Raw genomic sequence first — 24,759 nt, 5'->3', positions numbered from 1 at the left:
CAGCCTGAGCGGGTGACAGGGGTAAGCGGAAAAACCGCGTATTTACAGAGGAATTCGGAACCGGGAAATTTGGCAGCTACATTAAAGTTTTGTCATGTGATCGATACAACCGGCAATCATGCCGCGCCGGCGATCGCTCAACCGCCGACAGCGCTATCCTTGACCTGGCCGCCGGCGCGATCCGCGACGGCGTGCTTGAGATCAATCCGGTCGCGCTGGGAAATCCCGAGCAGGTCGGAGGCGCGCCAGACGACATTATCCTCGAACTCGGTCACCTGGCCATCGGCATAGACCAGCTCCCACATCATCTGGACGATGCGCTTGCGGCTCTCTTCGTCGAGCGAGCGCATGATGACGCTGGTGAAATGGTAGAGGTCGACCGCCTCGCCCTCGACCTGGGTCGCGTCCGCGATCAGCCGATCCGCGGTACCGGGATCGAGCTTGAAATGACTTTCGATCAGGCTGTGCAACTTGCTCCGCTCGGCTGCCGTCGGCTGCCCGTCCAGCGAAACCACGTGGACCAGCAGCGCGGTTGCCGCCAGCCGGTAATCGCTGTCGCCAAAGGCGCGGTCCTGGGCTTGGGGGGCAACCATGTCGGCGATGAATTGGCGCAGGCCGTCGAGCATAAGATCCTACCGAAATCGATGAAGCCGCAAGAAGCGCGGCCGCTACCAGCATTATATGAGTGGGAATCTCAACCGACGCAACGTGCGTCAGTTCCGCGCGCTGCATTACGTTTCGGCAATCTGCCTCGCCGTCACGGCCGGGCTTGACGACGAAGAATATGGCGGCCGTCGCGATCACTCACGGTATCTCGTACACCACCATCTTGTCGGCGATGCCGCGCAAGGCCGCCTGCTTCTGGATCGGCGTGATCTCACGCCGCTGAAGGATCTCGGCAACCGCCGGCGCATCCAGCACCGGCCCGGTGATGTGGATCTCCTGCGCGGTCGACAGGCTTTGCACGCGCGCGGCGATGTTGACGGTCTGGCCGAAATAATCCTGCCGCTCGTTGAGCATCACGGCAAGGCACGGACCTTCGTGGATGCCGATCTTGACGATCAGATCCGTGGTGCCGCGCTGCTTGTTGAGCGCGTCCATGGCCGCGCGCATCCGCAGACCCGCGACGATCGCATGCTCGGGACGGACGAAGGTCGCCATCACGGCATCGCCGATGGTCTTCACCACGGCGCCTTTCTCGGACGAGATGATCTCCAGCAGCGCGTGGAAATGCGCGCGCACGAGATCGAAGGCGGCGAGATCGCCGACGCGCTCATAGAGCGCTGTCGAGCCCTTGAGGTCCGTGAACAGGAAGGTCAGCGAGGTGATCTGGAGCCGCTGGTCGAGGCTGAGATTGTCCGCCTTGAAGACGTCGCGAAAGGTCTGGTTCGACAGCATCCGCTTGGCGGTGAGGAACGGCTTGCGCTGGCCGATCAGATGATGGAGTGCCTCGGCCGCGATGAACACCGACGGCAGCACGCGCACGCCGGCCTGGTTCTCCAGCGACAGCCGCAGCGGACCCGGCCGCAGCGTCGTGGTCCCCGTCGGCGCATGGACCTTGTTGTACATGATCGCGAGCTGCTGCCGATCCTTGGTCGGCTCGCCCTGGACGTCGATGAACTGGGCAGCGTGGGTCACCGGCTCGAAGATGATGATGAAATCGTTCGGCAACTGCAGCGACATGGTCGCCTTCTCGCCGGCCGGCAGCTCCATCGTGTCCAGCGTCACCTCGTTGGCGAGCGTTGCGAACGACTCCTTGTTGAAGTCGACGCCGGAGCTCCAGAACACTTGCTTGAAATACTCCCACACCGGAAGCGTATCGGGATCGTGGGCGGCGATGCGCCGGACGCGCGGATTGACGGTGAAGGAGACTTCGACCTGATCGTCGACCGAGGCCTTGTAGCCGCAGGCACAGAGCGCGCAGTGATAATCGTCCGGCTTGAGCGCCTTCAGCGTCGTATGAGCGCCGAGCACGCCGCCGCAGCCCGGGCACAGCACGTTCCAGCCGAGATCGAACAGCCCGAGCCGCGCCGAATGCAGGAAGGCCGAGATGGCGCGCTCTTCATCGACCCCATTCCGCGTCGCGAAGTCGAGGACATTGACGCGGTTGAGCTCGTGATCCTCACCATCCCTGATGAGACGCGCGATCGCATCGACCACTTTCGCATCGGCGGTCTGCTTCAGAACGGAAAACTGGGCCTGGATATCGCTCATGGCGCAACTCTATGTGGGGTGGATCACGCCGAAGGCCAGACGACCGTCCGTCACCGGCGCGTGATACGGAACATGGGTGAGTGGTCCGGCTGGGTCGTGACGACGCCATACGGGATGACAGGTGTTGTCTCCGCCAGCTCGACGCGGAACGCGCCGATCAGCCGCGCCAGCGCCAGAACGGATTCGGCCTGCGCGAATGGCGCGCCGATGCACACGCGCGGGCCTGCGCCGAACGGCAGATAGGCGAAGCGATCGGGCGGCTCCTTCGACATGAAGCGTTTTGGAATGAATGCGTTCGGCTGGTCCCACAGCTTCTCGTGCCGGTGCAGCAGCCAGGGCGCGATCATGATGACATCGCCCTTGCTGATCTCGGCGCCGCCTGCATTGTCCTTGTCGCGCGCGGCCCGGGCAATCAGGAAGGCCGGCGGATAAAGCCGCATGGTCTCGTCGATCACCGCACGGGTGAATTTCTGCCGGTCGATATCGGCCATGCTGTCGAGATGCTCGCCGCGAGTCTCGGACGCCACCTCCTCCTGCGTGTCGGGGTCGAGCGCAAGCAGATACAGCGCCCAGAACAGCGCAGTCGCAGTGGTCTCGTGACCCGCCAGGATCATGGTTGCGACCTCGTCGACGAGTTGCTCGTCCGAGAAGCCCTTGCCAGTCTCGGGGTCGCGCGCCTCGTCCATGAGATCGAACAGATCGCGCGGCGGCGCACCGTCCTTCTTGCCAGCCGCACGGCGTTCGGCGATCAGCATCGCGACGAATTCGACCCAGCGCGTGCGGAAGCGGGCGCGGGCCCGATCGAGGGGCGTCGACCACGACACCGGCAGCACCATGTCGAGGAAGTGGGGCCGCGCAAGCCGCTCGCCATACTCCATGACGAAGTTGCGCAGGGTTGCACCGTGCCGGTCCATGCCGAACGAGAACATGGTGCGCCCGGCGATCTCCAGCGTCATGCGCTGCATGATCTCGCGCAGATCGATCGGCTCGTTGGCGCGCGCATCCAGCTTCGCGATGGTCTCGTCGAGCACCGCCGTCATGTGCGGCACGAGATTGGCGGTCGCGCGCGGCGTAAAGGCCGGCGCGAGCGTACGGCGTTGAAATGTCCAGTCATGGCCTTCGGCGAGCAGGAGGCCTTTGCCGAGCACTGGGCGCAGCATGCGGATGCCCGCCGGCGTCCGCGTGTAATTCTCGTAGTTGCTGAGCAGCACGTGCCTGATCGCATCCGGCTGGTTCAGGATGAAGCTCTTGTGCAGGAAGAAGCGTCCCTTGAGGATCTCTTCTTCATAGGCGCGCTGACCCCAGGTCGCGATCATGTTCTGCCTGATCGCCGCGATCCGGCCGAAGAACGACAAATTGTCCGGCGCACGCGGCGGGGTCGGGGGGATGATGGGCCGACGCACGCTGGCGATGTTCATGGCTCTCTCCCGCAGATCTCATCGCAGTAGGGACTTGCGCAAGCAAATAGCTAGTAAGTCAGTTCGGCAACCGCAATCCTGTTCTCGGACGCGGGCCAGGCGCGTGCCACAATTCGTTCTTCGTTGAATTGGGCCACGATGTTACGCCCGACCTCGCTGGGCGGAAGCCGCAAGGTTGCCGTCGCATCCGTGGGCACGCCCGGATGGACGTCGGCGGGCTGCTGGCCGTCGAACAGGACGATGTCGCGCGGCAGCCCGAAATAACCGCGCGGACGCGACATGATCACGACAGCGCCGGCATCCTTCTCCGCGGGAGCGAATGGGCGCGCGGCGCGCAAATGCACGACGTCGGAGGAGCGCGGGAAGGGCGAGCGGTAGAAATGTGTGATCGGAGCGTCGGGCGAGGTCAGGATGATTTCGAGCGGCATGGACGGATCGACCGTGGCCGGTCCCCAGCGGCCGTCAGCGCCCGTCGTCGAGCGGTGCACCACATCGCCTCGGCGCTCCCCGCTCTCGCGATCGACATGATGGATCTCGACCCCCGCCCCGGCCACAGGGCGGTTGGTCGGCGCGCCGTCGGCAGCGCCCGTGACCAATCCGCTGAGGCGGACGGTCCGTTCCGGCGTGACCGCAATACGCGCGGGCTCGCGGCCGGCGATGAATTTGTAGATCTCGCGGAACGCTCGCGGGTGATAGGCCGTTTCGCGATGGTCGATCGTGCCGAGCACGAGATTGGTCGCGCCCTTCAGCTCCGGTCCCTCGAAGGTGACGTTGGTCGGCACGCCGGGCTTGCCCATGAAGCGGCCGTCGGGTTGCGCATATTTGTCCATGCCGTCGCTGCGCAACGTGAGGAACGCGACGCCTGCTGTCACCTCGCTGTCGCCCTCGTTCAAGCCACGCAGGAAGGCGCCGCGTCCGTTGAACTCGCTGCCGAGCAGATCATCGAGCGCAAACACACCATGGTTGGGCGTACCGCACAGAACGGCGTGGCTGACGTCGCCGGCGCCGCCATTCTTGATGACGTTGCGGATGGAATTGCCGCCGCGCGAGTTACCGACCAGCGCCACACGTGCCGCACCGGTGCGGCGCTTCAGCTCCGCGATGGCCGCGGCAAGCTCGCGGCGCTGATCCTCGGTCGAGGAGCGGTTGGCCTGCTCGACCCCGTCGTCGGCGCGCGCCGTGGGACTGGTGAAATTGATCGCCATCATGCGGTCGCGGGCGATGCCGTTGGATTCCATCCGCCACAACGTCGTGATCCAGAGCGCGTCGTAATCGCCATTGCCGTGGACGAACAGGATCGGCGGCACCTCGGTGCTTTGGGCCGCCGCGGGCGTTTGCGCCAGCGCATCCATCCGGAAGTTCGCAACCGCGAAAGCCAGGCCACCCGCACCTTGCAGGATCGTCCGTCGTGACAACTTCATCTGTTCCTCCCCGGCAAACCATGTCTTTGCACCGCTTATAGCGGCCTAACCTCTGGACAGCGAAGGACTTTCGCAGGCATCACTGAAGACGCCGGAATCATTGAAGCCATTTCTGCCAGACGACTTGGAAGAGGATATGACCGAGCAGACCGACCGCCAGCAACGTTCCGCCGACGGCATCACGGCGCCATTGCAGTACACCATATTCCGGCGCATCTGGCTCGCCAGCCTGCTCTCCAATCTCGGCCTCCTGATCCAGGGCGTCGGCGCGGCCTGGGCGATGACGCAGATGGCGGCCTCGGCCGACAAGGTGGCTCTGGTGCAGACCGCCCTGATGCTGCCGATCATGCTGATCTCGATGCCGGCCGGCGCCATCGCCGACATGTATGACCGTCGCATCGTGACGCTGGTCGCACTCATGATCGCGCTGATCGGCGCGTCCGCGCTCACCATCCTCGCCGGGCTCAAGCTCATCGCCCCGGAATCGCTGCTGGCCTTCTGCTTCGTGGTCGGTAGCGGCAATGCGCTGTTCGGCCCCGCCTGGCAGTCCTCTGTCAGCGAGCAGGTGCCACCCGAAGCCCTGCCATCCGCGGTAGCCCTCAACGGCATCAGCTACAACATCGCACGCAGCTTTGGTCCCGCAGTGGGCGGTGTGATCGTCGCCGCGCTCGGCGCGGTGGCGGCGTTCGCCTGCAACGCGATCCTCTATCTGCCGCTGCTGGTGGTGCTGCTGCTCTGGCGGCGGACCACCGAACCGTCCCGCTTGCCGCGGGAGAAGCTCAACCGTGCCATGGTGTCGGGCTTCCGCTACATCACCAATTCGCCGCCGATCAAGATCGTGCTGCTGCGCACTCTGGTGATGGGCCTGATCGGCGGCGCGATCATGGCGCTGATGCCGCTGGTCGCGCGCGACCTCCTGCATGGCGGCGCGCAGACCTACGGCATCATGCTGGGTGCCTTCGGCATGGGCGCCGTGATCGGCGCGCTCAACATCCACGAGCTGCGCAAGCGCATGAGCGGCGAAGCGGCGATCCGCGCCTGCACCATCTCGATGGCTTTTGCGATGGCGGCGATTGGCCTGAGCACCGAGCCGGTGCTCACCGCGGCCGCGCTGGTGCTGGCCGGCGCGGTCTGGATGGCCGCGGTGGCGCTGTTCAACATCGGCGTGCAGCTCTCGGCGCCGCGTTGGGTCGCGGGACGCTCGCTCGCGGCATTCCAGGCCTCGATCTCCGGCGGTATCGCGGTCGGCGCGTGGGGCTGGGGTCACCTCACCGACTCTGCCGGCGTCGAGGTCGCGCTACTGACCGCGGCAGGCCTGATGCTGGTCTCGCCGGTGCTCGGCATCTGGCTGACGATGCCGCGCGTCGGCGCCCGCAATGAAGACGCGGATGTGCTGGCCGACCCCGAGGTCAAGCTCTCGCTCACCGCGCGCAGCGGCCCGCTCGTGGTCGAGATCGAATACCGCGTCGCGCAGGAAAACGCCCGCGCCTTCCATAACATCATGCAGGACGTGCAGTTGTCGCGACAGCGTAACGGTGCCTATGGCTGGTCGATCGCGCGCGACATTGCCGAACCGGAATTGTGGACCGAACGCTATCACTGTCCGACCTGGCTCGACTATCTGCGTCAGCGCAACCGTGCGACCCAATCCGAACGCGCGCTGTACCAGCGCGCGAACGAGCTCCATATCGGCATCGAGCCGGTGCGGATCCGCCGCATGCTGGAGCGGCCGTTCGGCTCGGTACGCTGGAAGGAAGAGACGCCGGACCGCGCGGCAAGCGAGGTGCTGCCTGTCGTCGCGACCGCAGCGGGCAGCAGTATCAGTCGCTAGCTCTTATCCTTACTGTCCGTGATCGGTCAGCACCTTGTCGCAGGCCTTGCTCAGCTTGGCGCGATTCTGCTTCAGGCAGGCGAGCACCGCGCCATCGCCATTATTCATCACGGCGCGGCAATGACGCGAGACGTCGCGCGCACATGCGTCTTGGCCGGGCTGCTGCTGCGCGGACGCAGCGGATGCGCACAGAATCAAGGAAACAATGAAGAGAAATCTGGTCATCGCATAAGGCCTCGTACCCGAAAAATGTGAGCGCGAAGCTAGAGGGACGCTGCCAACGCCGCAACGGCTATGTTGACAGGGAGACTATTGCCGCCGCGTGGCCCCGGCTACACGCCGGGGGGCATCATGCGGGGAGCTTGAGTGAGACGGCGCCGGTTTTGCGGCGTGCGCTCTTATTGGTTGTTCGAGGCGTCAACGACCTTGTTTGCGGCGCCGCCACCCAGCTCCTTTTCGACCGCAGTGCGACAGCCCGCGCTCAGTTGGGATTTACGCTGCATCATGCACGCCGTGGTCTTCTGGATGTTGGGAATCTCCGACGCGCAGAGGCGGAAGGCGTCGCTATAGCAGGCCTGCTTCGTGGCCTCGGAGAAGGCGAAGCTCGAACTGGTCGAGATGATCGAGACGATGGCGGCAAAGCCCAGAGCCAGGCCGGTGTCGCGGATTTTGGCAGAGAAAGACTTGGTCATTTGAAGCTCCCATTGGCGCCGCGGGATGCGGGCCCGTTGTTGACGGGAGCGACCATGCCCCAACAAAACTGGGTCAACTGTGATGACCGTCACAAGCGACCCACCCTCCGTGACATCGGTCACTTTGGCGCACCTGCCTGAAATTCCTCCGCAACCGCTGTCGCGTTGGTGTCACGTTAACTGTTCCTTCGCATTAATGGCCGGGCGCGCGGGACATTCCGCTGGTTTGGTTGCGTATTTGGAAAGAGTAGCGATGCGTAATGCGTTAGGCCTGATGCTGGCCAGTGTCCTTGCGGCGGTCGTGATCGCCGGAGGTTGGTACTTTTATTCCTCGCGCGCCGACCAGGGCGCCCCTAAGACAACAGCCGCCCGCGCTGCCGATCCTCTGCCGGCGCCGGCCAAGCTCGCCGCCAAGGACGACGTCGAGACTACCGCGGCGATCGCGGGCAAACCCGCGGCTCTGGCCGCAGCTCCCGCGCCTGCGCCCGTACCGGCAGTGGCACCGGTTCAGCAGACGTCGACCTGCACCAATCCGAATGCGTTGGGCGTGTCGCGCGTGGTCGAGATCGACACCACCGGCGGTCCGGGCTTCGGCTTCGAGCAGTACAAGCAGTTTGATTTCCTTGCCGACAAGGAGGTCGTGCTGACCTTCGACGACAGTCCCTGGCCGCACAACACGCCGGCTGTCCTGAAGGCGCTGGCTGATGAATGCACCAAGGGCCTGTTCTTCTCGGTCGGCAAGCACGCCACCTGGCATCCGGAGATCCTGCGCCAGGTTCTGGCCCAGGGCCACACGGTAGGCACGCACACCTGGTCGCACCTCAATCTCAACGGCAAGAAGATGACGGAGCAGCAGGCCAAGGACGAGATCGAGAAGGGCTTTAGCGCCGTGAAATGGGCGCTGGGCACCAATCCCTCGCCGTTCTTTCGCTTCCCGCAACTTCAGCAGAATCCGGCGCTGGTGAGCTATCTCGGCAGCCGCAACGTCGGAATTTTCTCGACCGACCTCGACTCCTTCGATTTCCGCAAGGAGAGCACGCCGGACAAGATCATCAGCAACGTGATGACCAAGCTCGACAAGCTCGGCAAGGGTATCATCCTGATGCATGACTTCCAGAAGCGCACCGGCGAAGCGCTGCCGACGCTGCTCGCACGTCTCAAGGCCGGCGGCTACAAGGTCGTGCAGATCAAGGCCAAGACGACGTTCGACTCGCTGCCCGAATATGACGAAGCGGTGCTCAAGGAGTTGAAGGTGCCGGCGTCCAGCAGTGCGACGAATGCGCGCCCGGTCTCGAGCGTGGTGCAGACAATCTCGCAGCGCTAAGCGCGTCACCGCGACGATACAATGATGGCCGGGCTCACGCCCGGCCATTTTGTTTTCTAACCGAATAACGGCTTACCAATAAATGCCGTAGCGATGCAGCTCGGCGACGATGCGGCGCTCGCTCCAATACGGCTTGTGCCTCGGCTTACTTGCCCTTGCGGTCCTGGCAGGCTTGGCGGGCTTTATCGTCGACACGCGTGTCGCCGTTGTGGGGGCCGTCGACGCAACAGGCGCGAGAGTCGAGACAACAGGCGGACGATTCGAAGCTTGGTTGCTCGGAACGGCTTCGCTGGTCTGCGTGACGGGAGCGGCAATCGTGGTGGCTTGCGGAGCAGAGGTCGGCTCCGTCACGGGCGACATCGACAGGCTGCGCTCGCCGGCATGGGCAGATGCGGAGGCCAGGACCATGGCGGCAACCAGAATCATCTTGCGCATGTAAAATCTCCCCTTGTTTGCGTGACCGGGAAGCTACGCGAGAGTCGCGCGCGGCTATGTGAGAGAGATCACGGTCTCCAACTTCAACAACGCATCGCGACGACACCTGCGGAGCGTCAGACGCGCGCCGGTCGGATGCGACAAGAATTCAAGCTGTGACGATGGAATCAATGGAGGAGCTGGTGCCGCAAGAGGGATTCGAACCCCCGACCCCGTCATTACGAATGACGTGCTCTACCAACTGAGCTATTGCGGCGAACCCTGCCGGGAGCCGGCGATGCCGGCCCCGATACGCGCGCTCCTGATATCGGGCATGGCCCGAATTGGCAAGAACAAGCGGCAGGCGAAATGCGCCTCACGCGCCCCAGCGGGACCAGAATCCGCGCCAGCCGCCGGCCTGGGCCTTTGCATGGGCCTTGGACGTGCCGATTTGTTCCGTAAATTCATCGCTCGGGCCGTCGTCATCGATACCGGGATCATCGGGTGCGCGGACGATCGGGATGACAGCCTGGATCGGCACCTGCGCGGGCTTGCCGAGGTCGGCGCGGGTCCGGAACACCGGGGTTTCAGCCACGGGCGATGATTCGGCGGCTTCAGGGGCCGGCTGGGCCGGCTCAGGCGCCATCGCCGGCTCTTCCTTGGCCTCGGGAGGCGCGTTGTCCTGCGCGGCCGGAGCCGGGGTTGGCGTTGGGGCCGGGGCCGGCGCGATCACGACCGGTTCCGCCGGCACCTCATTGGCCACCGCCACCTGCTTCGGCGGCGGAGCGGCGAGCATGGCTTCCTCGAACGCCGAGGATTCGATCGTCGTGCCCTTGTCCGAGGGCAGGCTCGCCACCGGCGTCTGCCACTGAAATGCATCGAGCCGGCCGGTGACTGGAGAGACCGGACGCCAGCGCTCGCTGACATAGCCGTCCGCGGTCCAGGCCGGGTCGTGACGGGCGCGCACCGCACGCAGGGTCCAGGCGCGGGCACGGCCGCTGTCGCCGTGCTCGGCGCGCTCGAGCTCGGCCATCAGCAGCGCCACGCGCTGGGTCGGATCGTTGACGTAAGGCGCGAGCACCTCGCGCGCACGGGCGAACTCGGATGCATCGATCGCGGCGCGCGCAATCGCAAGCTGACCCTCGACATGGCCGGCCTTGTCTGCCGACGTTTTCGCCGCGAGCGTCTCCACCCGCTGCAAACGCTGCCGGGCGGCATCGCCGAGTTTCACATGCGCATAGGCGTCGGCGAGATCGGGATGCGGGTTGGCAAGCCAGGCGGCTTCGACAAGCTTCATGGCGCGGCGTACCTGATGCGCCTCGCTCTCGAATTTCGCAGCAAGCACGGCGGCAGGCACCAGGGTCGGCGCGAGCTTGACGGCTTCCATCACGTTCTCGCGCGCGACGTCGCGGTCCATCGTCTCCAGTTCCAGCGCGCGCGCCGTCAGCAGCACGCCGCGCTGCCGACGATAGGCCTGCTTGTCGATCAGGCCCGCGGACAGATTCGAATCGAGGATCGCGAGCGCGCCGCTCCAGTCGCCCCGCGCACAGCGGAAGCCGAGCACCGCATGCGAGGCCCAGGTGGAGGACGGAGACAGCCTGATCGCCTCCTCCGCGATCATGACCGCGCCGACTGCATCGTCGGCCCGCTGCGCCTCGATGAACAGGCCGCGCAGGCCGAGCAGGCGCGTGTCCTCGCGCTCGGCCATGGCGCGGAATGCGCGCTGGGCCTCATCGCGATTGCCGTCGAGCTGGGCCGATTGCGCATGCAACAGCAGCGCCAGCGGATCATCGGGCGCATGCCGTCGCGCCGCTTCGGCGTGACGGCGGGCAAGCCCCGTGTCGCCATGACCGATCGCGAGCAAGCCGTGGGTAATGGCGTGGCGCCCGCGCGCGTGACGCTTGTCGTGACGGCGGCGGCGGATCCGTCCGGGCATCCGCCAGATCACGGTCAAGATGCTCCAGAGGAACACGATCAGGACGGCGAATATGCCGAGGCAGAGCACGAACACCGGAATGCTAGGTGAAGCCTTGTACGCGCCCCAGGTCAGCACGACATTGCCGGGCTGATCGGCAACCCAGGCCGCGCCGGCACCTGCGAGCGCAATCAGAACAAGGAAGAGGACGATGCGAAGCATGACTATCCCTATACGCGCGGATTGTTGCGCGAATCTTATTGAGCCGGCTTGGTGAGACCAGCCAGAGCGTCGTCGGCGAATTTGCGGGAGGCCGCGAGCGCAGCGTCGCGGGCATCGGCCTTGTCGAGCCACGCCCGCGCCGGCGCACGATCGGCCTCGGGCAGCGCCTTCAACTCGCGCCGCGCCTCGACGAAATCGTTGCGCAGCGCCGCTGCGGTGATGCGCGCGACGATGGCGCCGCGGTCGGTGCCGACGCCATCGGTGCGCTCGATCCGAACGAGCTTTGAAGCGCCCGCCTGAAGCCGTTCGACAATGCCGGCGCCGGCGGGGGGAGCCTCAGGCGGCGGCGACAATTTCGGCACGATGTTGAGGAGCTCGCGGGTCAGCGCGACCGGCGTCGGAATTCCCGACGATGCAAATGCATCGAGCGGCTTCAGCATCTCGGGCTTGGCTGCGAACGACCGCGCCGTGACGAGCTGCGCCTCATAGGGGTCGTTATGGCGAACGGCGACGTCGAGCAGGGTGGCGGCGACCACATAGCGCAACGGCCGGTCGTCCATCGGCTTGGCGTCGGCGATCTTTTCGCCCTGCTGCGCGAGCTCGGCGCGCGCGGTCGTGCTGGCGCGCTCGAGCTGGGCAATGCGGTCGCCGAGAGCCGCGAGGCCGGACGAGGCCGACGCATCACGCGGCGCGGATTTGGCATCGTTCAATGCGCTTGCAGTCTTGTCGGACTGCGCACGCAAATTGGCGAAGTCGCTGCGCAGCGTTCCGACGGATTTCTCCAGCGCGTCGAGTCGCGCGGCCATCGCGGGATCGGGGGCGGGCTTACCCACCTTGGCTTCGACTGCAGCGACGCGACCGCTCAGCGCATCGACGGTGGCACTCGTCACTTGCGGCGCGGCCGGCGGGGCCTGCACCGCGGGCCAGCCCAGCGCCCAGCCGACCGCAATCACGACGGCAGCCGCAACGGCGCCAGAAAATGGCGCGATCACCCAGGGAGAAATGGCGCTCGATGCAGCGGCGGCCTGCGTCTCCTCGCGCTGCGGCTCAGACTGGACGGTCTCGACCTTGGCGTCTTCAGCGGCGGCCGGCCCGGAGCTTGCCTGTTCGGCCGATGGCTGCGCCTCCGGCTTGCCCGCCGCGTCCTGCGGCTGGGTGGAGACTTCGGTCGCTTCGAGGTCGATGGTGGGCGGGGTGCGCTTGGCACGGCCGGATTCGGGGGGCATTCCAGCGTCTTCAGGCTTGCCTGCGTCTTCAGGCTTGTCGTCGGCCATCGTGACGGTTCCTCACACTTGCATACCAGAGACGAGCCCGATTGCGTCGGATTCGGCCCGTCCTCTTACGCCAAACGGGTCCGCAAAGCACGCTCCAAGGCGTTGAAGAGGGCATTTTCGTCCGGGTCCGCGGCCACCAGAACCTGCGACGCACCGGCATCGCGCAACACGCTGGCGACCGTCTCGGACAGGCAGCATTGCGGGATCGCCAGCGCCGAGATTTCGACGCCTTCGTCCCGCGCCGCATCCAGGAAGGCGCGCGCGCTGCGCCGGGAGTAATGCAGCACCGCCTCGATGCCGTGCGCGGCAAAGCCTTCGCAGACCTCGCGCGGGAGCACCTTGACCGGAGCCATGCGGTAAGTCGTCTGCGTGACCACGCTGAACCCTTCCGCGCCCAGATCGCCGCCGAGATCCCGCGACAGGTCGGCGCCCGCGAGATAAAGCAGCGTGCTTTTCTTCTTCACCAGCTTGTTGCGCCCGCCCTGCATCACCTTGTCGCGCAAGGAAGCGGCATCGCCACCGGCGACGATCACCTCGGTGAAGCCGATGTCACGTGCCACGGAAGCGGTGTGCTCGCCCACCGCGAACAGCGGCAGCTCCACGAGGCCGAGGTCGCGCAATTGCGGCGCGACGGCGCGGATCGCATTGGCCGACGTGACGATGACAGCGCTGTAGCCCGCCTCGCTCTCGTCACGGAAAGCGACCGGCTCGAACTTGAGCACCGGCGCGAGCAGCACCACATGACCCCGCGCGCGCAAATTTTCCGCCGTCGCCTCATTATCGGGATGCGGCCGTGTGACGAGAATGGACATCGCTTGTGTTCCCGGACCGCGTGGCGGTGACGCATTCGAGGGATGACCGCGCGTGACGATTGCGCAAGCCGACCCCGGAATGCTACCGCGTTACCAGAACGCTGCTTTATGGATGAGCGCAAGGGCGCAAATTGGATAACAATTCGCCAATGCTGGTACTGGGCATCGAGACCACCTGCGACGAGACCGCGGCGGCCGTGATCGAGCGCGCGCCGAGCGGAAGCGGCAGGATCCTGTCGAATGTCGTGCGGTCGCAAGTCGAGGAGCATGCCCGCTTCGGGGGCGTCGTTCCCGAGATCGCCGCACGCGCCCATATCGACCTGCTCGACGGCATCATCGACCGCGCCATGAGCGAGGCCGGCATCGGATTCGCCCAGCTCAACGGTGTCGCGGCCGCCGCGGGACCGGGACTGATCGGCGGCGTCATCGTCGGGCTCACCACCGCGAAGGCGATTGCGATGGTGCATGACACGCCACTGGTCGCGGTCAACCATCTCGAGGCGCATGCGCTGACGCCGCGCCTGACCGATGGCGTGGAGTTTCCATATTGCCTGTTCCTCGCTTCCGGCGGCCATACCCAGATCGTCGCGGTCACCGGCGTCGGCCAATATGTGCGGCTCGGCACCACCGTCGACGATGCGATCGGCGAGGCCTTCGACAAGGTCGCGAAGATGCTGGGTCTGCCCTATCCGGGCGGTCCGCAGGTCGAGCGCGCGGCGGCCAACGGCGATGCGACGCGCTTTGCGTTTCCAAGGCCGATGCAGGGGCGTCCCGACGCCAATTTCTCGCTGTCAGGGTTGAAGACGGCGGTTCGCACCGAAGCGAGCCGGCTGACCGAGATCGCGCCGCAGGACATCAACGATCTCTGCGCGAGCTTTCAGGCCGCCGTGCTGGATTCGACGGCCGACCGGCTGCGGGTCGGCCTCAGGCTGTTTCGCGAACAGTTCGGCGCGCCGCGCGCGCTGGTCGCGGCCGGCGGTGTCGCCGCCAATCAGGCGATCCGTGGCGCACTTTTTGACGTTGCCAGGGACGCTCAAACGCAGCTGATCATGCCGCCGCCCGCGCTCTGCACCGACAATGGCGCGATGATCGCCTGGGCCGGTGCCGAACGACTCGCACTCGGCATCACCGACACGATGGAGGCGCAGCCGCGCGCGCGCTGGCTGCTCGACGCCAACGCCACCGCGCCTGATGGCTACGGCAAGACGCGGGCGGGGTATTGACCATGACCGCGTTCCGCTCCGTCGCGGTGATCGGCGCGGGCGCCTGGGGCACGGCGCTGGCAACGGTCGCCGCACGTGCTGGGCGGAACGTCACGCTGTGGGCCCGCAACGCAGAACACGCGACGCGGATCGCATCGAGCCGTGACAATCCGCGACTGCCCGGCGTACGCCTCGCACCTGATATCATAGTGACGAGCGAGCTGGCGCTCGCCGCGCGTGCCGACATGCTGCTGATCGCGACCCCGGCGCAGCATCTGCGCGGCGCGGTCAACATGCTGGCCTCGCACGTCACAGCGCCTGTTCCGATCATCGCCTGCGCCAAGGGCATCGAGCACGGCACCCACAAATTCATGACCGACGTGATCGCCGAGGCCGCGCCGCATGCGCAGCCCGCGATCTTGTCGGGCCCGAGCTTTGCCGACGACGTCGCGCGCGGCCTGCCGACGGCGGTGACGCTGGCGGCAAAGGATGAAGCGCTGGCGAGCCGGATGGTGCAGGCGCTGGGATCGGCGACCTTCCGGCCCTATCACACCACTGATGTCCGCGGTGTCGAGATCGGCGGCGCCGCCAAGAACGTTCTCGCGATTGCGGTCGGGATCTCGGTCGGACGCAAACTCGGCGCCTCCGCCCAGGCCGCGCTCACGACGCGCGGTTTCGCCGAGCTGACCCGTCTGGGTCGCGCGCTCGGCGCGCGCGGTGAGACGCTCACCGGCTTGTCCGGTCTCGGCGATCTGATCCTGACCTGTTCGAGCCCGCAGTCGCGCAATTTCGCACTCGGGCTGGCACTCGGACGCGGCGAGCAGCCGCCGGCCGGCAAGCTGGCCGAAGGCGAATCCACCGCACCGGTGCTGATCGAGCTCGCCGCTTCGCAAAACGTCGAGATGCCTGTATCAGAAGCCGTCGCTTCGATCCTGAGCGGCAGGAGCACGATCGACGCCGCGATCTCGGGATTGTTGACGCGCCCCTTCAAGGCAGAGGAATGAACATGGCGTACTGGCTGGTGAAATCCGAACCATCGGTGTGGTCCTGGGATCAGCAGGTCGCGAAGGGCGCCAAGGGCGAGGCCTGGACCGGCGTGCGCAATTACACCGCACGCATCAATCTGGTGAACATGAAGAAGGGCGACAAGGCGTTCTTCTATCATTCCAACGAGGGCAAGGAGATCGTCGGCATCGCTGAGATCATCAAGGAGGCCTACCCCGATCCGACCGACAAAACTGAAAAGTTCGTCTGCGTCGACATCAAGGCCGACAAGCCGCTGAAGACACCGGTGACGATGGCGGCGATCAAGACCGAGAAGAAACTCGCCGAGATGGCGCTGGTGAAATATTCGCGCCTGTCGGTGCAGCCGGTCACGGCCGAGGAATGGAAGCTCGTCTGCAAGATGGGCGGAATTTAAGGGCTACGGCGTCCGGGCCTGCGTCTCCGGCAACGCGAGCACCTCGCACGGCGAAGCAATGCCGCGCAGCTTGTGCAGTCCGAGCGCGACCAAAGGCATTTCCGTCTCGGCGGCGAGCGCGCCCGAGACCAGCACGGTCCTGCCGAGCGGCTTGCACAGGCCTTCGAGCCGGCTGGCGAGGTTGACGGCGGGACCGATCGCGGTGAAATCCAGCCGATTGGCGGCGCCGATATTGCCCCAGAGCATCTCGCCGAGATGAAGCGCGGCGCCGAACGCGAGTGGCGGCAAGCCTTGCGCAGCGCGCTCCGCGTTGAGATACGCCATCCCGGCTTCGGCCGCGCCGGCGGCACGCAAAGCCGCCTCGCAGGCGCGGCGCGGTGAGGCCTCGACCACCGGAAAGATCGCAAGCACGCCGTCGCCGATGAATTTCAGCACTTCTCCGCCGAAGGCGTGAACGGCGCCGGCGATGCGGTCGAACCAGGCATCGAGCGCGGCGATGACATCGGCCGGCCGACTGGTTTCCGACAGGGTGGTGAAGCCGCGCAGATCGGCATAGAGCAGCGCCGCCTGAATGGTCTCGCCGAGATCGCGCCGCAGAGGCGCCGCCAACACCCGCTCGGCGCTACGCCTTCCGAGATAGGCTTCCAGCGTCGCCCGCAACGTGGCGCGTGCAGCGAGCACGGCGAGCGGTGTCGCGGCAAAGCGCGCGGCCTGGTGCAGTTGCTCGACTTGGTCTGATGTGAATGGGCGCGGCCCGATCCAGCCCAGCAGCGGCCCATCACGCCCGACAACGTCTTCATGCACTTCGCCGCCTGCGATGTCGCGCAGCCAGCGGCGGCCCGCATCATCGGGTAAATCGGGCGCCAATCCGGCCGGTGCAAAGCCCAGCGCCTCGATCACCCGGCCGTTGTCCGCCCGCCACAGCCACGTCCGCTTCGCGATCAGCGGATGCGGCACCTCCAGCGTCAGGCTGCCTGCCGCAAGCGGCACGCCGTCGGCGAGCAGATGCGCGCCGAGTTCCGCGAGCAGGCGGTCGGCGCCGGGACAATCCGAGGCGGCATCGACGAGCCAGGCGAGAGTCGGAGAGAATTGCATGATCCCAATGATGACGAAGGAGAGCGGTCTTTGTCACGGGCAATCCTTGACGGGCTGCTTTGGCGCCGCCATGTGCTGATATCACCGCAGGGATGATCGCCGATGACCGAGCCGTTCGTATTGCGACGCGAGACCCAGATCGCGGCCCCGCGCGCCACCGTGTTCGCCTATTTGACCGACCCTGAGAAAATCCTGAGCTGGATGGGCTCGGATGCGACCACCGAGCCGCATCCCGGCGGGCTCTATCTGCTCAAGGGAATCGGCCCGCGCGGCGGTGCCGCTCGCGGCGCCTTCCGCGAGGTCGTGCCCGTGCATCGCCTGGCCTACACGTTCGGCTGGGAGGGCGGCCAGGAAGTGCCGCCGGGGTCGAGCCTGATCGAGATCGACCTGATCGAACGCGACGGCGGCACGCTGCTGCGCATGACCCATAGCGGGCTGCCGACCGAGGAACAGATGGCCGCGCACGCAAGAGGATGGGCGCATTATCTGGAACGGCTCACGAGCGCGGCGGCGGGCCGCGATCCCGGTCCGGACAAGGGTGTTTCGGACAAGACGTAGCGAGGCGGACTATACTGCCGCAGTCGCCACCACCTGCTGCAGAAGCTGCTCACGTCGAGCCTGCGAGCGCTGGCCCTTCATGGTCGCGGCGAAGCGCTCGAGGATGCCGTCCTCAAACGCCGTGACGATGGTGTCGTGGACGTAGCTCTTGCGGCAGATCGCCGGCGTGTTGGAGAGCTTGTCCGCCGCGGCGCGGATCGCGTCCAGCACCTGCTTCTTGCGGCCGCGCTGGCTGGTCGCCGGCGTGATCCGCGACAGCGATTCGACGACGACAGCCGAGGCCATCAGCGTGCGGAAATCCTTCAGCGAAATCTTGATGCCGGCGATCTCGCGCAGGAACGCATTGACCTGCGTGGTGCTGACAGCGCGCACGATGCCGTAAGCATCGCGATACTGGAACATGCGCTTGCCGGGCACGCTCTGCAGAATGCCGATGGCGCGCACCAGCTTGGCCGCGTCGCACTCTTTCCGTACCGCCTTGCCGCCCTTCGCCTTGAAGGTCAGCACGAAACTATCGCCTTCGAGCGTGACGTTGGACTTCAGCAGCGTGGTGGCGCCGCGCGTGCCGTTGAGGCGCGCATAGGATTCGTTGCCGGGGCGAATCGCGGTGCGCGCGATCAGTTCGATCACGGCCGAGAGCGCGAATTCGCGCGTCGGCTCCTCGCCCGACAGGAACGCCGAGACCTTGCGTCGAATTTTCGGCAGGGCACCGACGAGCTTTTCAAGGCGATGCGCCTTGCGGTGCTCGCGGACCTTCTCCCAGTCGGCGTGATAGCGATATTGCAGACGGCCCGCGGCATCGCGTCCCACCGCCTGGAGATGCGAGCTCGGATCGGCCGAATAGCGCACCTCGCGATAGGCCGGCGGCACCGCCATGGCGTGCAACCGGCGAATGGTGCGGGCGTCGCGGATATGGGCGCCGTTGGGGCGGACAAAGGAATAGCCCTTGCCGCGCCTGACACGGCGGATTTTCAGCTCGTTCTGGTCGCCGAGCCGCAGGCCGAGCTCCTTGGCGAGCGCTTCGACCGTCGCCGCAGGCGCCGCATCGAACACCTTTTTCGGGCTGGCGCGGGTGGAACCCGACGGTTTCGGCCATTGTCCGAGGGCCTTGGCTAGCGCAATGGCAGCAGGATCGGCCGAAGCAGGCCGCATCGTCCCGAGATTCTGCTGATCCATCATAGTCTTAAGCCTTGGCCCTGTTTGCTACCGTTCAATGCCGCTGTTCTGTTTTTTGTTCCAAGCCTTGCCTGGAGGTCTCTTGGGACCCGGGTTAGCCACTTAGGGTGTTCCGAACCGCATTGCGAGTCCCGAATCAGTGAAAGGCGGTCTCTAAATACCTCCTGCGGCGCATGGGCGCCCTGCACGGGCCTGTTCCGGAGATTTGGGTAAAGAGCCAAACGCCGGCGCCCGGCCTGTTTCAGATTCACGACAATTGGCCGTCGAGGCTGGATTCTCCGCATGTCCGGCCGCTCATCGAAGGTCCAGCTTGTGCTCCTTGTCGGGGCCGGTTAGCCCGACGCATAATCGTTCAACGATGAAGTCGGCTCGCCAGTCTGCGATCCCCGGCTTGCCGTATGTGGAGGGAAGCATGTCCGAGAAGATTTACGACGTCCCCGCGGAATGGGCCAAGCGCGCCTGGGTCGACCAGGCCAAGTACAAGGACATGTACGCCCGCTCGATCGCAGACCCCAACGCCTTCTGGGCCGAGCAGGCCAAGCGCGTCGACTGGATGCACGCGCCGACCAAAATCGAGAACGTCTCCTTCGCGCCCGGCAACATCTCGATCAAATGGTTCGAGGACGGAATCCTCAACGTCGCCCATAACTGCATCGACCGCCATCTCGCCAAGCGCGGCAACCAAACCGCGATCATCTGGGAAGGGGACGATCCCTCGCAGTCGAAGCACATCACCTACAAGGAGCTGCACGACGAGGTCTGCCGGATGGCCAACATCCTGCGCACCCGCAACGTCAAGAAGGGCGATCGCGTCACCATCTATCTGCCGATGATTCCCGAAGCGGCCTACGCGATGCTGGCCTGCGCGCGGATCGGCGCTGTTCACTCGGTGGTGTTCGCGGGCTTCTCGCCCGACAGCCTCGCCCAGCGCATCAACGACTGCCAGTCCAAGATCGTCATCACCGCGGACGAAGGCCTGCGCGGCGGCAAGAAGGTGGCGCTGAAGGCCAATGTCGATGCGGCAATCGCCAAAGCAGACGGCGTCGACTGGGTCGTCGTCGTCAAGCGCACCGGCGGCAAGATCGACATGAACCCGACGCGCGACCTCTGGTATCACGAGGCGGCCGCAATGGTGACGACGGAATGCCCGGTCGAGCACATGCACGCCGAGGATCCGCTGTTCATCCTCTACACCTCGGGCTCCACCGGCCAGCCCAAGGGCGTGCTGCACACCTCGGGCGGATATCTCGTGTTCGCCTCGATGACCCATCAATATGTGTTCGATTATCACGACGGCGATATCTACTGGTGCACCGCCGACGTCGGCTGGGTCACCGGCCACAGCTACATTCTCTACGGGCCGCTCGCCAATGGCGCGACCACGCTGATGTTCGAAGGCGTGCCGAATTACCCTGATAATTCGCGATTCTGGAACGTCATCGACAAGCACAAGGTCAACATCTTCTACACTGCACCGACCGCGATCCGCGCGCTGATGCAGTCGGGCGACGAGCCCGTGAAGAAGACCTCGCGCGCTTCGCTCCGCCTGCTCGGCTCGGTCGGCGAGCCCATCAATCCCGAAGCCTGGGAATGGTATCACCGCGTCGTCGGCGACGACCGCTGCCCGATCGTCGACACCTGGTGGCAGACGGAGACCGGCGGCATTTTGATCACGCCGCTGCCCGGCGCGACCAAGCTGAAGCCGGGCTCGGCGACGCAGCCTTTCTTCGGCGTGGCGCCGGAGATCGTCGATGCCGACGGCAAGGTGCTGGAGGGTGAGACGTCAGGCAACCTCTGCCTGACGCGATCCTGGCCGGGCCAGATGCGCACCGTCTATGGCGATCACGCCCGCTTCGAGCAGACCTATTTCTCGACCTACAAGGGCAAGTACTTCACCGGCGACGGCTGCCGCCGCGACGCCGACGGCTATTACTGGATCACCGGCCGCGTCGACGACGTCATCAACGTCTCCGGCCACCGCATGGGCACCGCGGAAGTCGAAAGCGCGCTGGTCGCGCATGAGAAGGTGTCGGAAGCCGCCGTAGTCGGTTACCCGCACGACATCAAGGGCCAGGGCATCTACGCCTATGTCACCCTGATGGCCGGCGTCGAGCCGAGCGACGAACTGCGCAAGGAGCTCGTCACCTGGGTGCGCAAGGAGATCGGCCCGATCGCCGCGCCCGACCAGATCCAGTTCTCGCCCGGCCTGCCCAAGACCCGCTCCGGCAAGATCATGCGCCGCATCCTGCGCAAGATCGCCGAGGACGAGCCGGGGAGCCTCGGCGACACCTCGACCTTGGCCGATCCAGCCGTGGTCGATGATCTCGTCAAGAACCGGCAGAACAAGAAGTCGGCGTAATACAAGGCCGTGTGCCCCGGACGCAGCGCAGCGCGCATTTGGCGGTGCGCTGCAAAGCCGGGGCCCATCTATCCACGTGGAAAAGAAGTGCTTGGTGCCGGCTCCGCGTCGCACCCGCTTCGCGCTGCGTCGCGTCCGGGACACGAGCCGGGCCATAGCTCCCCCACAACAACCGCCGTGCACACTTTCACGCACTTGTCAGAGCGCGCGCCAGCGCGGCGGTATCTTTGCCGCCGAGTGTTGTTTTCAAGTCATTTACTTTGTTTCGAACATTTCCTTTGTTCCCCCTGCTGGCTCGCCCTTGGCAGCCGTGCGTGGAAACCATCCGGTTAACAGGCGCGGTTAAGAATATCTGGGCGAGCCGGCGATTGCCGGGTTCTGCGTCATTTTTGGACGATCTGTTCGGGCTAGGGGAAAATCGATGTCGATGAGGATTGCCGTGGCGCTGGCCGCCACCATCGGGGCAGGGGTCGTGATGTCGACGGCGGCAGAGGCGCGGCCGGAAATGGTGGGCGCCCACCTGGCCGACTATTCCCCCGGCACCATCGTGGTCAAGACCAACGAACGCCGGCTCTATCTCATCCTCGATGACGGCCACGCCATGCGCTATCCGGTCGGCGTCGGCAAATCCGGCAAGCAGTGGGCCGGCACCACCCGCATCGACGGCAAATATCGCAACCCGGCCTGGTCGCCGCCCGCCGAAGTAAAGCGTGACAAGCCGAGCATCCCCGACGTCATTCCTGGCGGCTCGCCGCGCAACCCGATGGGCGTTGCAGCGATGACGCTGGCCGGCGGCGAATACGCCATCCACGGCACCAACGTGCCGGGCTCCGTTGGCGGCTTCGTCTCCTATGGCTGCATTCGCATGCTCAACGACGACATCACCGATCTCTACAGCCGCGTCTCGGTCGGCACGACGGTGGTCGTGACGCGCTGATCGAAAGATCAAGCAGGAATAACGAAAGCCGCGTCACCAGACGCGGCTTTTTTGTCACCAGAAGCGCCAGCCTCGCGCACACCAGCCGTCGCGATGGCCGCCATTGTAGCTGCGCGCGTAACCGCCCGCGAGCATCGCGGCCGACACGTTGGTGGTGCGCCTGGTCGCGACATCGGCAAGAACGCGCCCGTATTTTTCCGAGCCGAGATTGTAGATGGTGACGCCGCCCTGGCCGAGCAGATTGCGCAGCGCCTCGGTGGCGGCTTCCGCCCTGTCCAGCTCGTTCCGACAAGACGCCTTCATCTCGGGTGCATCGATGCCGCGCAGGCGAATCCGCGCGACGAGATCGCGTCCGTCGCGTTGATGCACGCGCGCAAGGAAAGTGTCGCCATCGATGGTGCGGACAACATCGATCGGCAGGCGAATATCGGAACTGCCGGATTGCTGCAGGATGATCTCGGCATCCTGTGCGCGTTCATCGGCCCGATACGGAACCGGCCAGTTGGTCCCGTGCCTGAACGTGAGCACGATCGCCGTTACAATGCCGACCACAAACATCCACGGCAAAAGTCCGGAGAAGCGACGGCCAAACGGCGAGCCGCCGTACTGAGGCCGATAGAAGTTGCCTGGGTCGAAGCGCGACATCCGCGCACGCTATGGCTGAGTCGGCCGGACCGGCAAGTGACCTGAAAAGGCGGATCTCAGAAATCCGAGGCGATGCCCTTGCGCTCCCAATCGCCGTAGCGCGTGGGCTCGGGCCCCTTCGGCCCCTGCAATTCCTTCGGCGCGGCCGCCGCATGCGCCGCGGCGGCTTGCCGGCGTGCCTGGGCTTCGGCCAGCGCGCGCTGGGCCGCCGGTGGCAAGGGCTTGCGGTTCGAAGCAGGAGGTTGGTCATTCATCGTTCGGGGTCCTAGCGCAGGATCGTCATGCGCGCGACGTCCAATAACGCATTGCTGAAATGGCGGCTGAGGGCTGAAATCGCCAGATGCCATTCTTACATTTGGCATATTCGCATGTCACAGAAGGTGATCTCAAGGCATGCGCCCATTTCGGCGGAACTGCCGCTCGCTCAGAACCTTACGTCCGCATGCCATCTCAACGTTTTGCCCCTCCATCCGAAGTGCCTGGTCTCGCGGCGCGGCGGATTGCTGCCGACATCGTCGACGGCGTCCTGCACAAGCACCGCACACTTGACGACCAGCTCGACGGCTCCGGCGCCCATCCTGGACTGAAGACGCTCGCGGATCGAGACCGCGCACTGATGCGGCGCCTGGTCGCGACCATCCTGCGGCGCCTCGGCACGCTCGGCCACGTGCTGTCGCGCCTGCTCGACAAGGGCATCCCATCCGACGCGCCGCGGGCGCAGAGCGCGCTTCTGATCGGCGCCGCCCAGATCCTCTGGATGGACGTGCCCGATCACGCCGCCGTCGATCTCTCCGTGCGCCTGGTGCAATCCGACCGGCGCGCCGCGCGCTATGCCGGCCTCGTCAATGCCGTGCTGCGCCGCTGCGCGCGCGAGGGCCAGGCGCTGGTCGAGGAGGTCGCCGCGCAATCGCTGGATCTGCCGCCCTGGCTGCTGGCGCGCTGGAGCGCGCATTACGGCGAGGCGACCGCACGCGACATGGCCCTTGCGCTCGGCCACGAGCCGTCACTCGATCTCACGGTGAAGTCCGACGCCGCGCAATGGGCGAGCCGGCTGCACGGCGAAGTGCTGTCGACCGGATCGGTTCGCACACTGCTGCACGGCTCGGTGACCATGCTGCCCGGCTTTGCCGAAGGACAATGGTGGGTGCAGGACGCCGCCGCCGCGCTGCCGGTCCGGCTGTTCGGCGACATCTCAGGAAAGTCCATCGCCGATCTCTGTGCCGCCCCCGGCGGCAAGACCGCGCAATTGGCGCAGGCCGGCGCGCGCGTCACGGCGATCGACCGATCGCCCGCCCGCGTGGCGCGCCTGCGCGAAAATTTGAACCGGCTGTCGCTTCAGGCCGAGACTGTCGTAGCCGACGCCGTCGAATGGGCGGGACCGGCTGAAGGCTTCGACGGAATCCTGATCGATGCGCCCTGCACCTCGACCGGAACGATCCGTCGGCACCCCGATGTCGCGTGGTTGAGACAGGAGTCCGACGTCGCCGCGATGACCGTTCTCCAGCAGCGACTGCTCAAGAAATCCGTCTCGCTGCTCAAATCGGGCGGGACGCTGGTCTACTGCACCTGTTCGCTGGAACCCGAAGAAGGCGAGCAGGCCGTCGCTACACTCCTGGCGGCCGAGCCTGCGCTTCGCCGCATGCCGATCGAGACCGGCGAGGTCTCCGGGCTCAGTGAGACCATCACGGCCGACGGCGATCTCCGGACCCTGCCGAGCCACCTGCCGCACGCCGACCCGAAGCTCGGCGGGCTCGACGGGTTTTTCGCGGCCCGGCTCGTTAAATCCTGATTTTGCACCGGATTTTGCTACCACTCCCCTGATTCGAGGGC

The 24,759-nt window shown here is 65.7% G+C and carries 23 protein-coding genes and 1 tRNA gene; 9 read left to right on the top strand and 15 right to left on the bottom strand.

Features of this window, described 5'->3' with window-relative positions:
- Positions 1-137 precede the first annotated feature (137 nt).
- The 4 genes from JQ631_RS19600 to JQ631_RS19585 form a co-directional block, all read right to left on the bottom strand.
- Positions 138-626, bottom strand: a complete 489-nt coding sequence (locus JQ631_RS19600) for a tellurite resistance TerB family protein (protein ID WP_212328299.1) — start codon at positions 624-626, stop codon at positions 138-140.
- Positions 627-804: 178 nt separating this feature from the next.
- On the bottom strand, positions 805-2,214 hold the full coding sequence (locus JQ631_RS19595; RefSeq protein ID WP_212328298.1) for an adenylate/guanylate cyclase domain-containing protein: 1,410 nt from the start codon (positions 2,212-2,214) through the stop codon (positions 805-807).
- Between the two features lie 50 nt (positions 2,215-2,264).
- A complete protein-coding gene (locus JQ631_RS19590; RefSeq protein ID WP_212328297.1) occupies positions 2,265-3,632 on the bottom strand; it encodes a cytochrome P450 in 1,368 nt (455 codons plus the stop codon).
- A gap of 50 nt (positions 3,633-3,682) precedes the next feature.
- Positions 3,683-5,053, bottom strand: a complete 1,371-nt coding sequence (locus JQ631_RS19585; RefSeq protein WP_212328296.1) for a hydrolase — start codon at positions 5,051-5,053, stop codon at positions 3,683-3,685.
- A 136-nt stretch (positions 5,054-5,189) separates the two neighbouring features.
- Between JQ631_RS19585 and JQ631_RS19580 the strand changes: the two genes are divergently transcribed.
- Positions 5,190-6,884, top strand: coding sequence for an MFS transporter (locus tag JQ631_RS19580; protein ID WP_212328295.1), 1,695 nt, complete (start codon positions 5,190-5,192; stop codon positions 6,882-6,884).
- A gap of 9 nt (positions 6,885-6,893) precedes the next feature.
- Here JQ631_RS19580 and JQ631_RS19575 read toward each other — a convergent pair whose 3' ends face one another.
- Both JQ631_RS19575 and JQ631_RS19570 read right to left on the bottom strand, forming a co-directional pair.
- Positions 6,894-7,109: a cysteine rich repeat-containing protein gene (locus tag JQ631_RS19575; protein WP_212328294.1), complete on the bottom strand. Its 216-nt coding sequence runs from the start codon at positions 7,107-7,109 to the stop codon at positions 6,894-6,896.
- A gap of 173 nt (positions 7,110-7,282) precedes the next feature.
- Positions 7,283-7,576 (bottom strand): hypothetical protein, encoded by a 294-nt coding sequence (locus JQ631_RS19570; protein WP_212328293.1) that lies wholly within the window; start codon positions 7,574-7,576, stop codon positions 7,283-7,285.
- Between the two features lie 253 nt (positions 7,577-7,829).
- On the opposite strand from JQ631_RS19570, the gene JQ631_RS19565 reads away from it, so the two are divergent.
- Positions 7,830-8,900, top strand: coding sequence for a polysaccharide deacetylase family protein (locus JQ631_RS19565; RefSeq protein WP_212328292.1), 1,071 nt, complete (start codon positions 7,830-7,832; stop codon positions 8,898-8,900).
- A 72-nt stretch (positions 8,901-8,972) separates the two neighbouring features.
- Here JQ631_RS19565 and JQ631_RS19560 read toward each other — a convergent pair whose 3' ends face one another.
- From JQ631_RS19560 to JQ631_RS19540, 5 genes are all read right to left on the bottom strand, one after another.
- Positions 8,973-9,335 (bottom strand): hypothetical protein, encoded by a 363-nt coding sequence (locus JQ631_RS19560; RefSeq protein WP_212328291.1) that lies wholly within the window; start codon positions 9,333-9,335, stop codon positions 8,973-8,975.
- Between the two features lie 180 nt (positions 9,336-9,515).
- Positions 9,516-9,591: transfer RNA gene (locus JQ631_RS19555), tRNA-Thr, on the bottom strand.
- Positions 9,592-9,690: 99 nt separating this feature from the next.
- Positions 9,691-11,451, bottom strand: coding sequence for a heme biosynthesis protein HemY (locus JQ631_RS19550; RefSeq protein ID WP_212328290.1), 1,761 nt, complete (start codon positions 11,449-11,451; stop codon positions 9,691-9,693).
- 35 nt (positions 11,452-11,486) lie between these two features.
- Positions 11,487-12,725 carry a COG4223 family protein gene (locus JQ631_RS19545; protein ID WP_212328289.1) on the bottom strand — a complete coding sequence of 413 codons (1,239 nt, stop codon included), beginning with the start codon at positions 12,723-12,725 and terminating at the stop codon, positions 11,487-11,489.
- A 65-nt stretch (positions 12,726-12,790) separates the two neighbouring features.
- Positions 12,791-13,537: a uroporphyrinogen-III synthase gene (locus tag JQ631_RS19540; protein WP_212328288.1), complete on the bottom strand. Its 747-nt coding sequence runs from the start codon at positions 13,535-13,537 to the stop codon at positions 12,791-12,793.
- A gap of 149 nt (positions 13,538-13,686) precedes the next feature.
- Between JQ631_RS19540 and tsaD the strand changes: the two genes are divergently transcribed.
- The 3 genes from tsaD to JQ631_RS19525 are packed head-to-tail and all read left to right on the top strand — an operon-like array spanning position 13,687 to position 16,159.
- Complete coding sequence (gene tsaD, locus JQ631_RS19535) at positions 13,687-14,760, top strand: tRNA (adenosine(37)-N6)-threonylcarbamoyltransferase complex transferase subunit TsaD (protein WP_212328287.1); 1,074 nt, start codon at positions 13,687-13,689, stop codon at positions 14,758-14,760.
- A gap of 2 nt (positions 14,761-14,762) precedes the next feature.
- On the top strand, positions 14,763-15,743 hold the full coding sequence (locus JQ631_RS19530; protein WP_212328286.1) for an NAD(P)H-dependent glycerol-3-phosphate dehydrogenase: 981 nt from the start codon (positions 14,763-14,765) through the stop codon (positions 15,741-15,743).
- A gap of 2 nt (positions 15,744-15,745) precedes the next feature.
- On the top strand, positions 15,746-16,159 hold the full coding sequence (locus JQ631_RS19525) for an EVE domain-containing protein (RefSeq protein WP_212328285.1): 414 nt from the start codon (positions 15,746-15,748) through the stop codon (positions 16,157-16,159).
- Positions 16,160-16,162: 3 nt separating this feature from the next.
- Here the strand turns inward: JQ631_RS19525 and JQ631_RS19520 are convergent, their stop codons facing one another.
- The gene (locus tag JQ631_RS19520) at positions 16,163-17,254 is read right to left on the bottom strand and encodes an adenylate/guanylate cyclase domain-containing protein (RefSeq protein ID WP_212328284.1); all 1,092 of its coding nucleotides are present in this window, start codon (positions 17,252-17,254) and stop codon (positions 16,163-16,165) included.
- Between the two features lie 102 nt (positions 17,255-17,356).
- Here JQ631_RS19520 and JQ631_RS19515 point away from each other — a divergent pair, with 102 nt between their 5' ends.
- Positions 17,357-17,812, top strand: coding sequence for an SRPBCC family protein (locus tag JQ631_RS19515; RefSeq protein ID WP_212328283.1), 456 nt, complete (start codon positions 17,357-17,359; stop codon positions 17,810-17,812).
- A gap of 9 nt (positions 17,813-17,821) precedes the next feature.
- Here JQ631_RS19515 and JQ631_RS19510 read toward each other — a convergent pair whose 3' ends face one another.
- A complete protein-coding gene (locus JQ631_RS19510; protein ID WP_212328282.1) occupies positions 17,822-18,991 on the bottom strand; it encodes a DNA topoisomerase IB in 1,170 nt (389 codons plus the stop codon).
- Between the two features lie 409 nt (positions 18,992-19,400).
- Here JQ631_RS19510 and acs point away from each other — a divergent pair, with 409 nt between their 5' ends.
- Entirely contained in the window at positions 19,401-21,347 is a 1,947-nt protein-coding gene (acs, locus tag JQ631_RS19505; RefSeq protein ID WP_212328281.1) for an acetate--CoA ligase, read from the top strand.
- 421 nt (positions 21,348-21,768) lie between these two features.
- Entirely contained in the window at positions 21,769-22,284 is a 516-nt protein-coding gene (locus JQ631_RS19500) for a L,D-transpeptidase (protein WP_212328280.1), read from the top strand.
- Positions 22,285-22,338: 54 nt separating this feature from the next.
- Here the strand turns inward: JQ631_RS19500 and JQ631_RS19495 are convergent, their stop codons facing one another.
- A complete protein-coding gene (locus JQ631_RS19495) occupies positions 22,339-22,929 on the bottom strand; it encodes a thermonuclease family protein (protein WP_212328279.1) in 591 nt (196 codons plus the stop codon).
- A gap of 56 nt (positions 22,930-22,985) precedes the next feature.
- Complete coding sequence (locus tag JQ631_RS19490; protein ID WP_212328278.1) at positions 22,986-23,183, bottom strand: DUF1674 domain-containing protein; 198 nt, start codon at positions 23,181-23,183, stop codon at positions 22,986-22,988.
- Between the two features lie 188 nt (positions 23,184-23,371).
- On the opposite strand from JQ631_RS19490, the gene JQ631_RS19485 reads away from it, so the two are divergent.
- Positions 23,372-24,718: an RsmB/NOP family class I SAM-dependent RNA methyltransferase gene (locus JQ631_RS19485; RefSeq protein WP_212328277.1), complete on the top strand. Its 1,347-nt coding sequence runs from the start codon at positions 23,372-23,374 to the stop codon at positions 24,716-24,718.
- The last annotated feature ends 41 nt before the right edge of the window (positions 24,719-24,759 follow it).

The organism is Bradyrhizobium manausense (assembly GCF_018131105.1).
Taxonomy (GTDB): Bacteria; Pseudomonadota; Alphaproteobacteria; order Rhizobiales; family Xanthobacteraceae; genus Bradyrhizobium; species Bradyrhizobium manausense_B.
The sequence above is the reverse complement of the archived record's forward strand: the minus strand, read 5'-3'. Positions and strand labels throughout refer to the sequence as shown.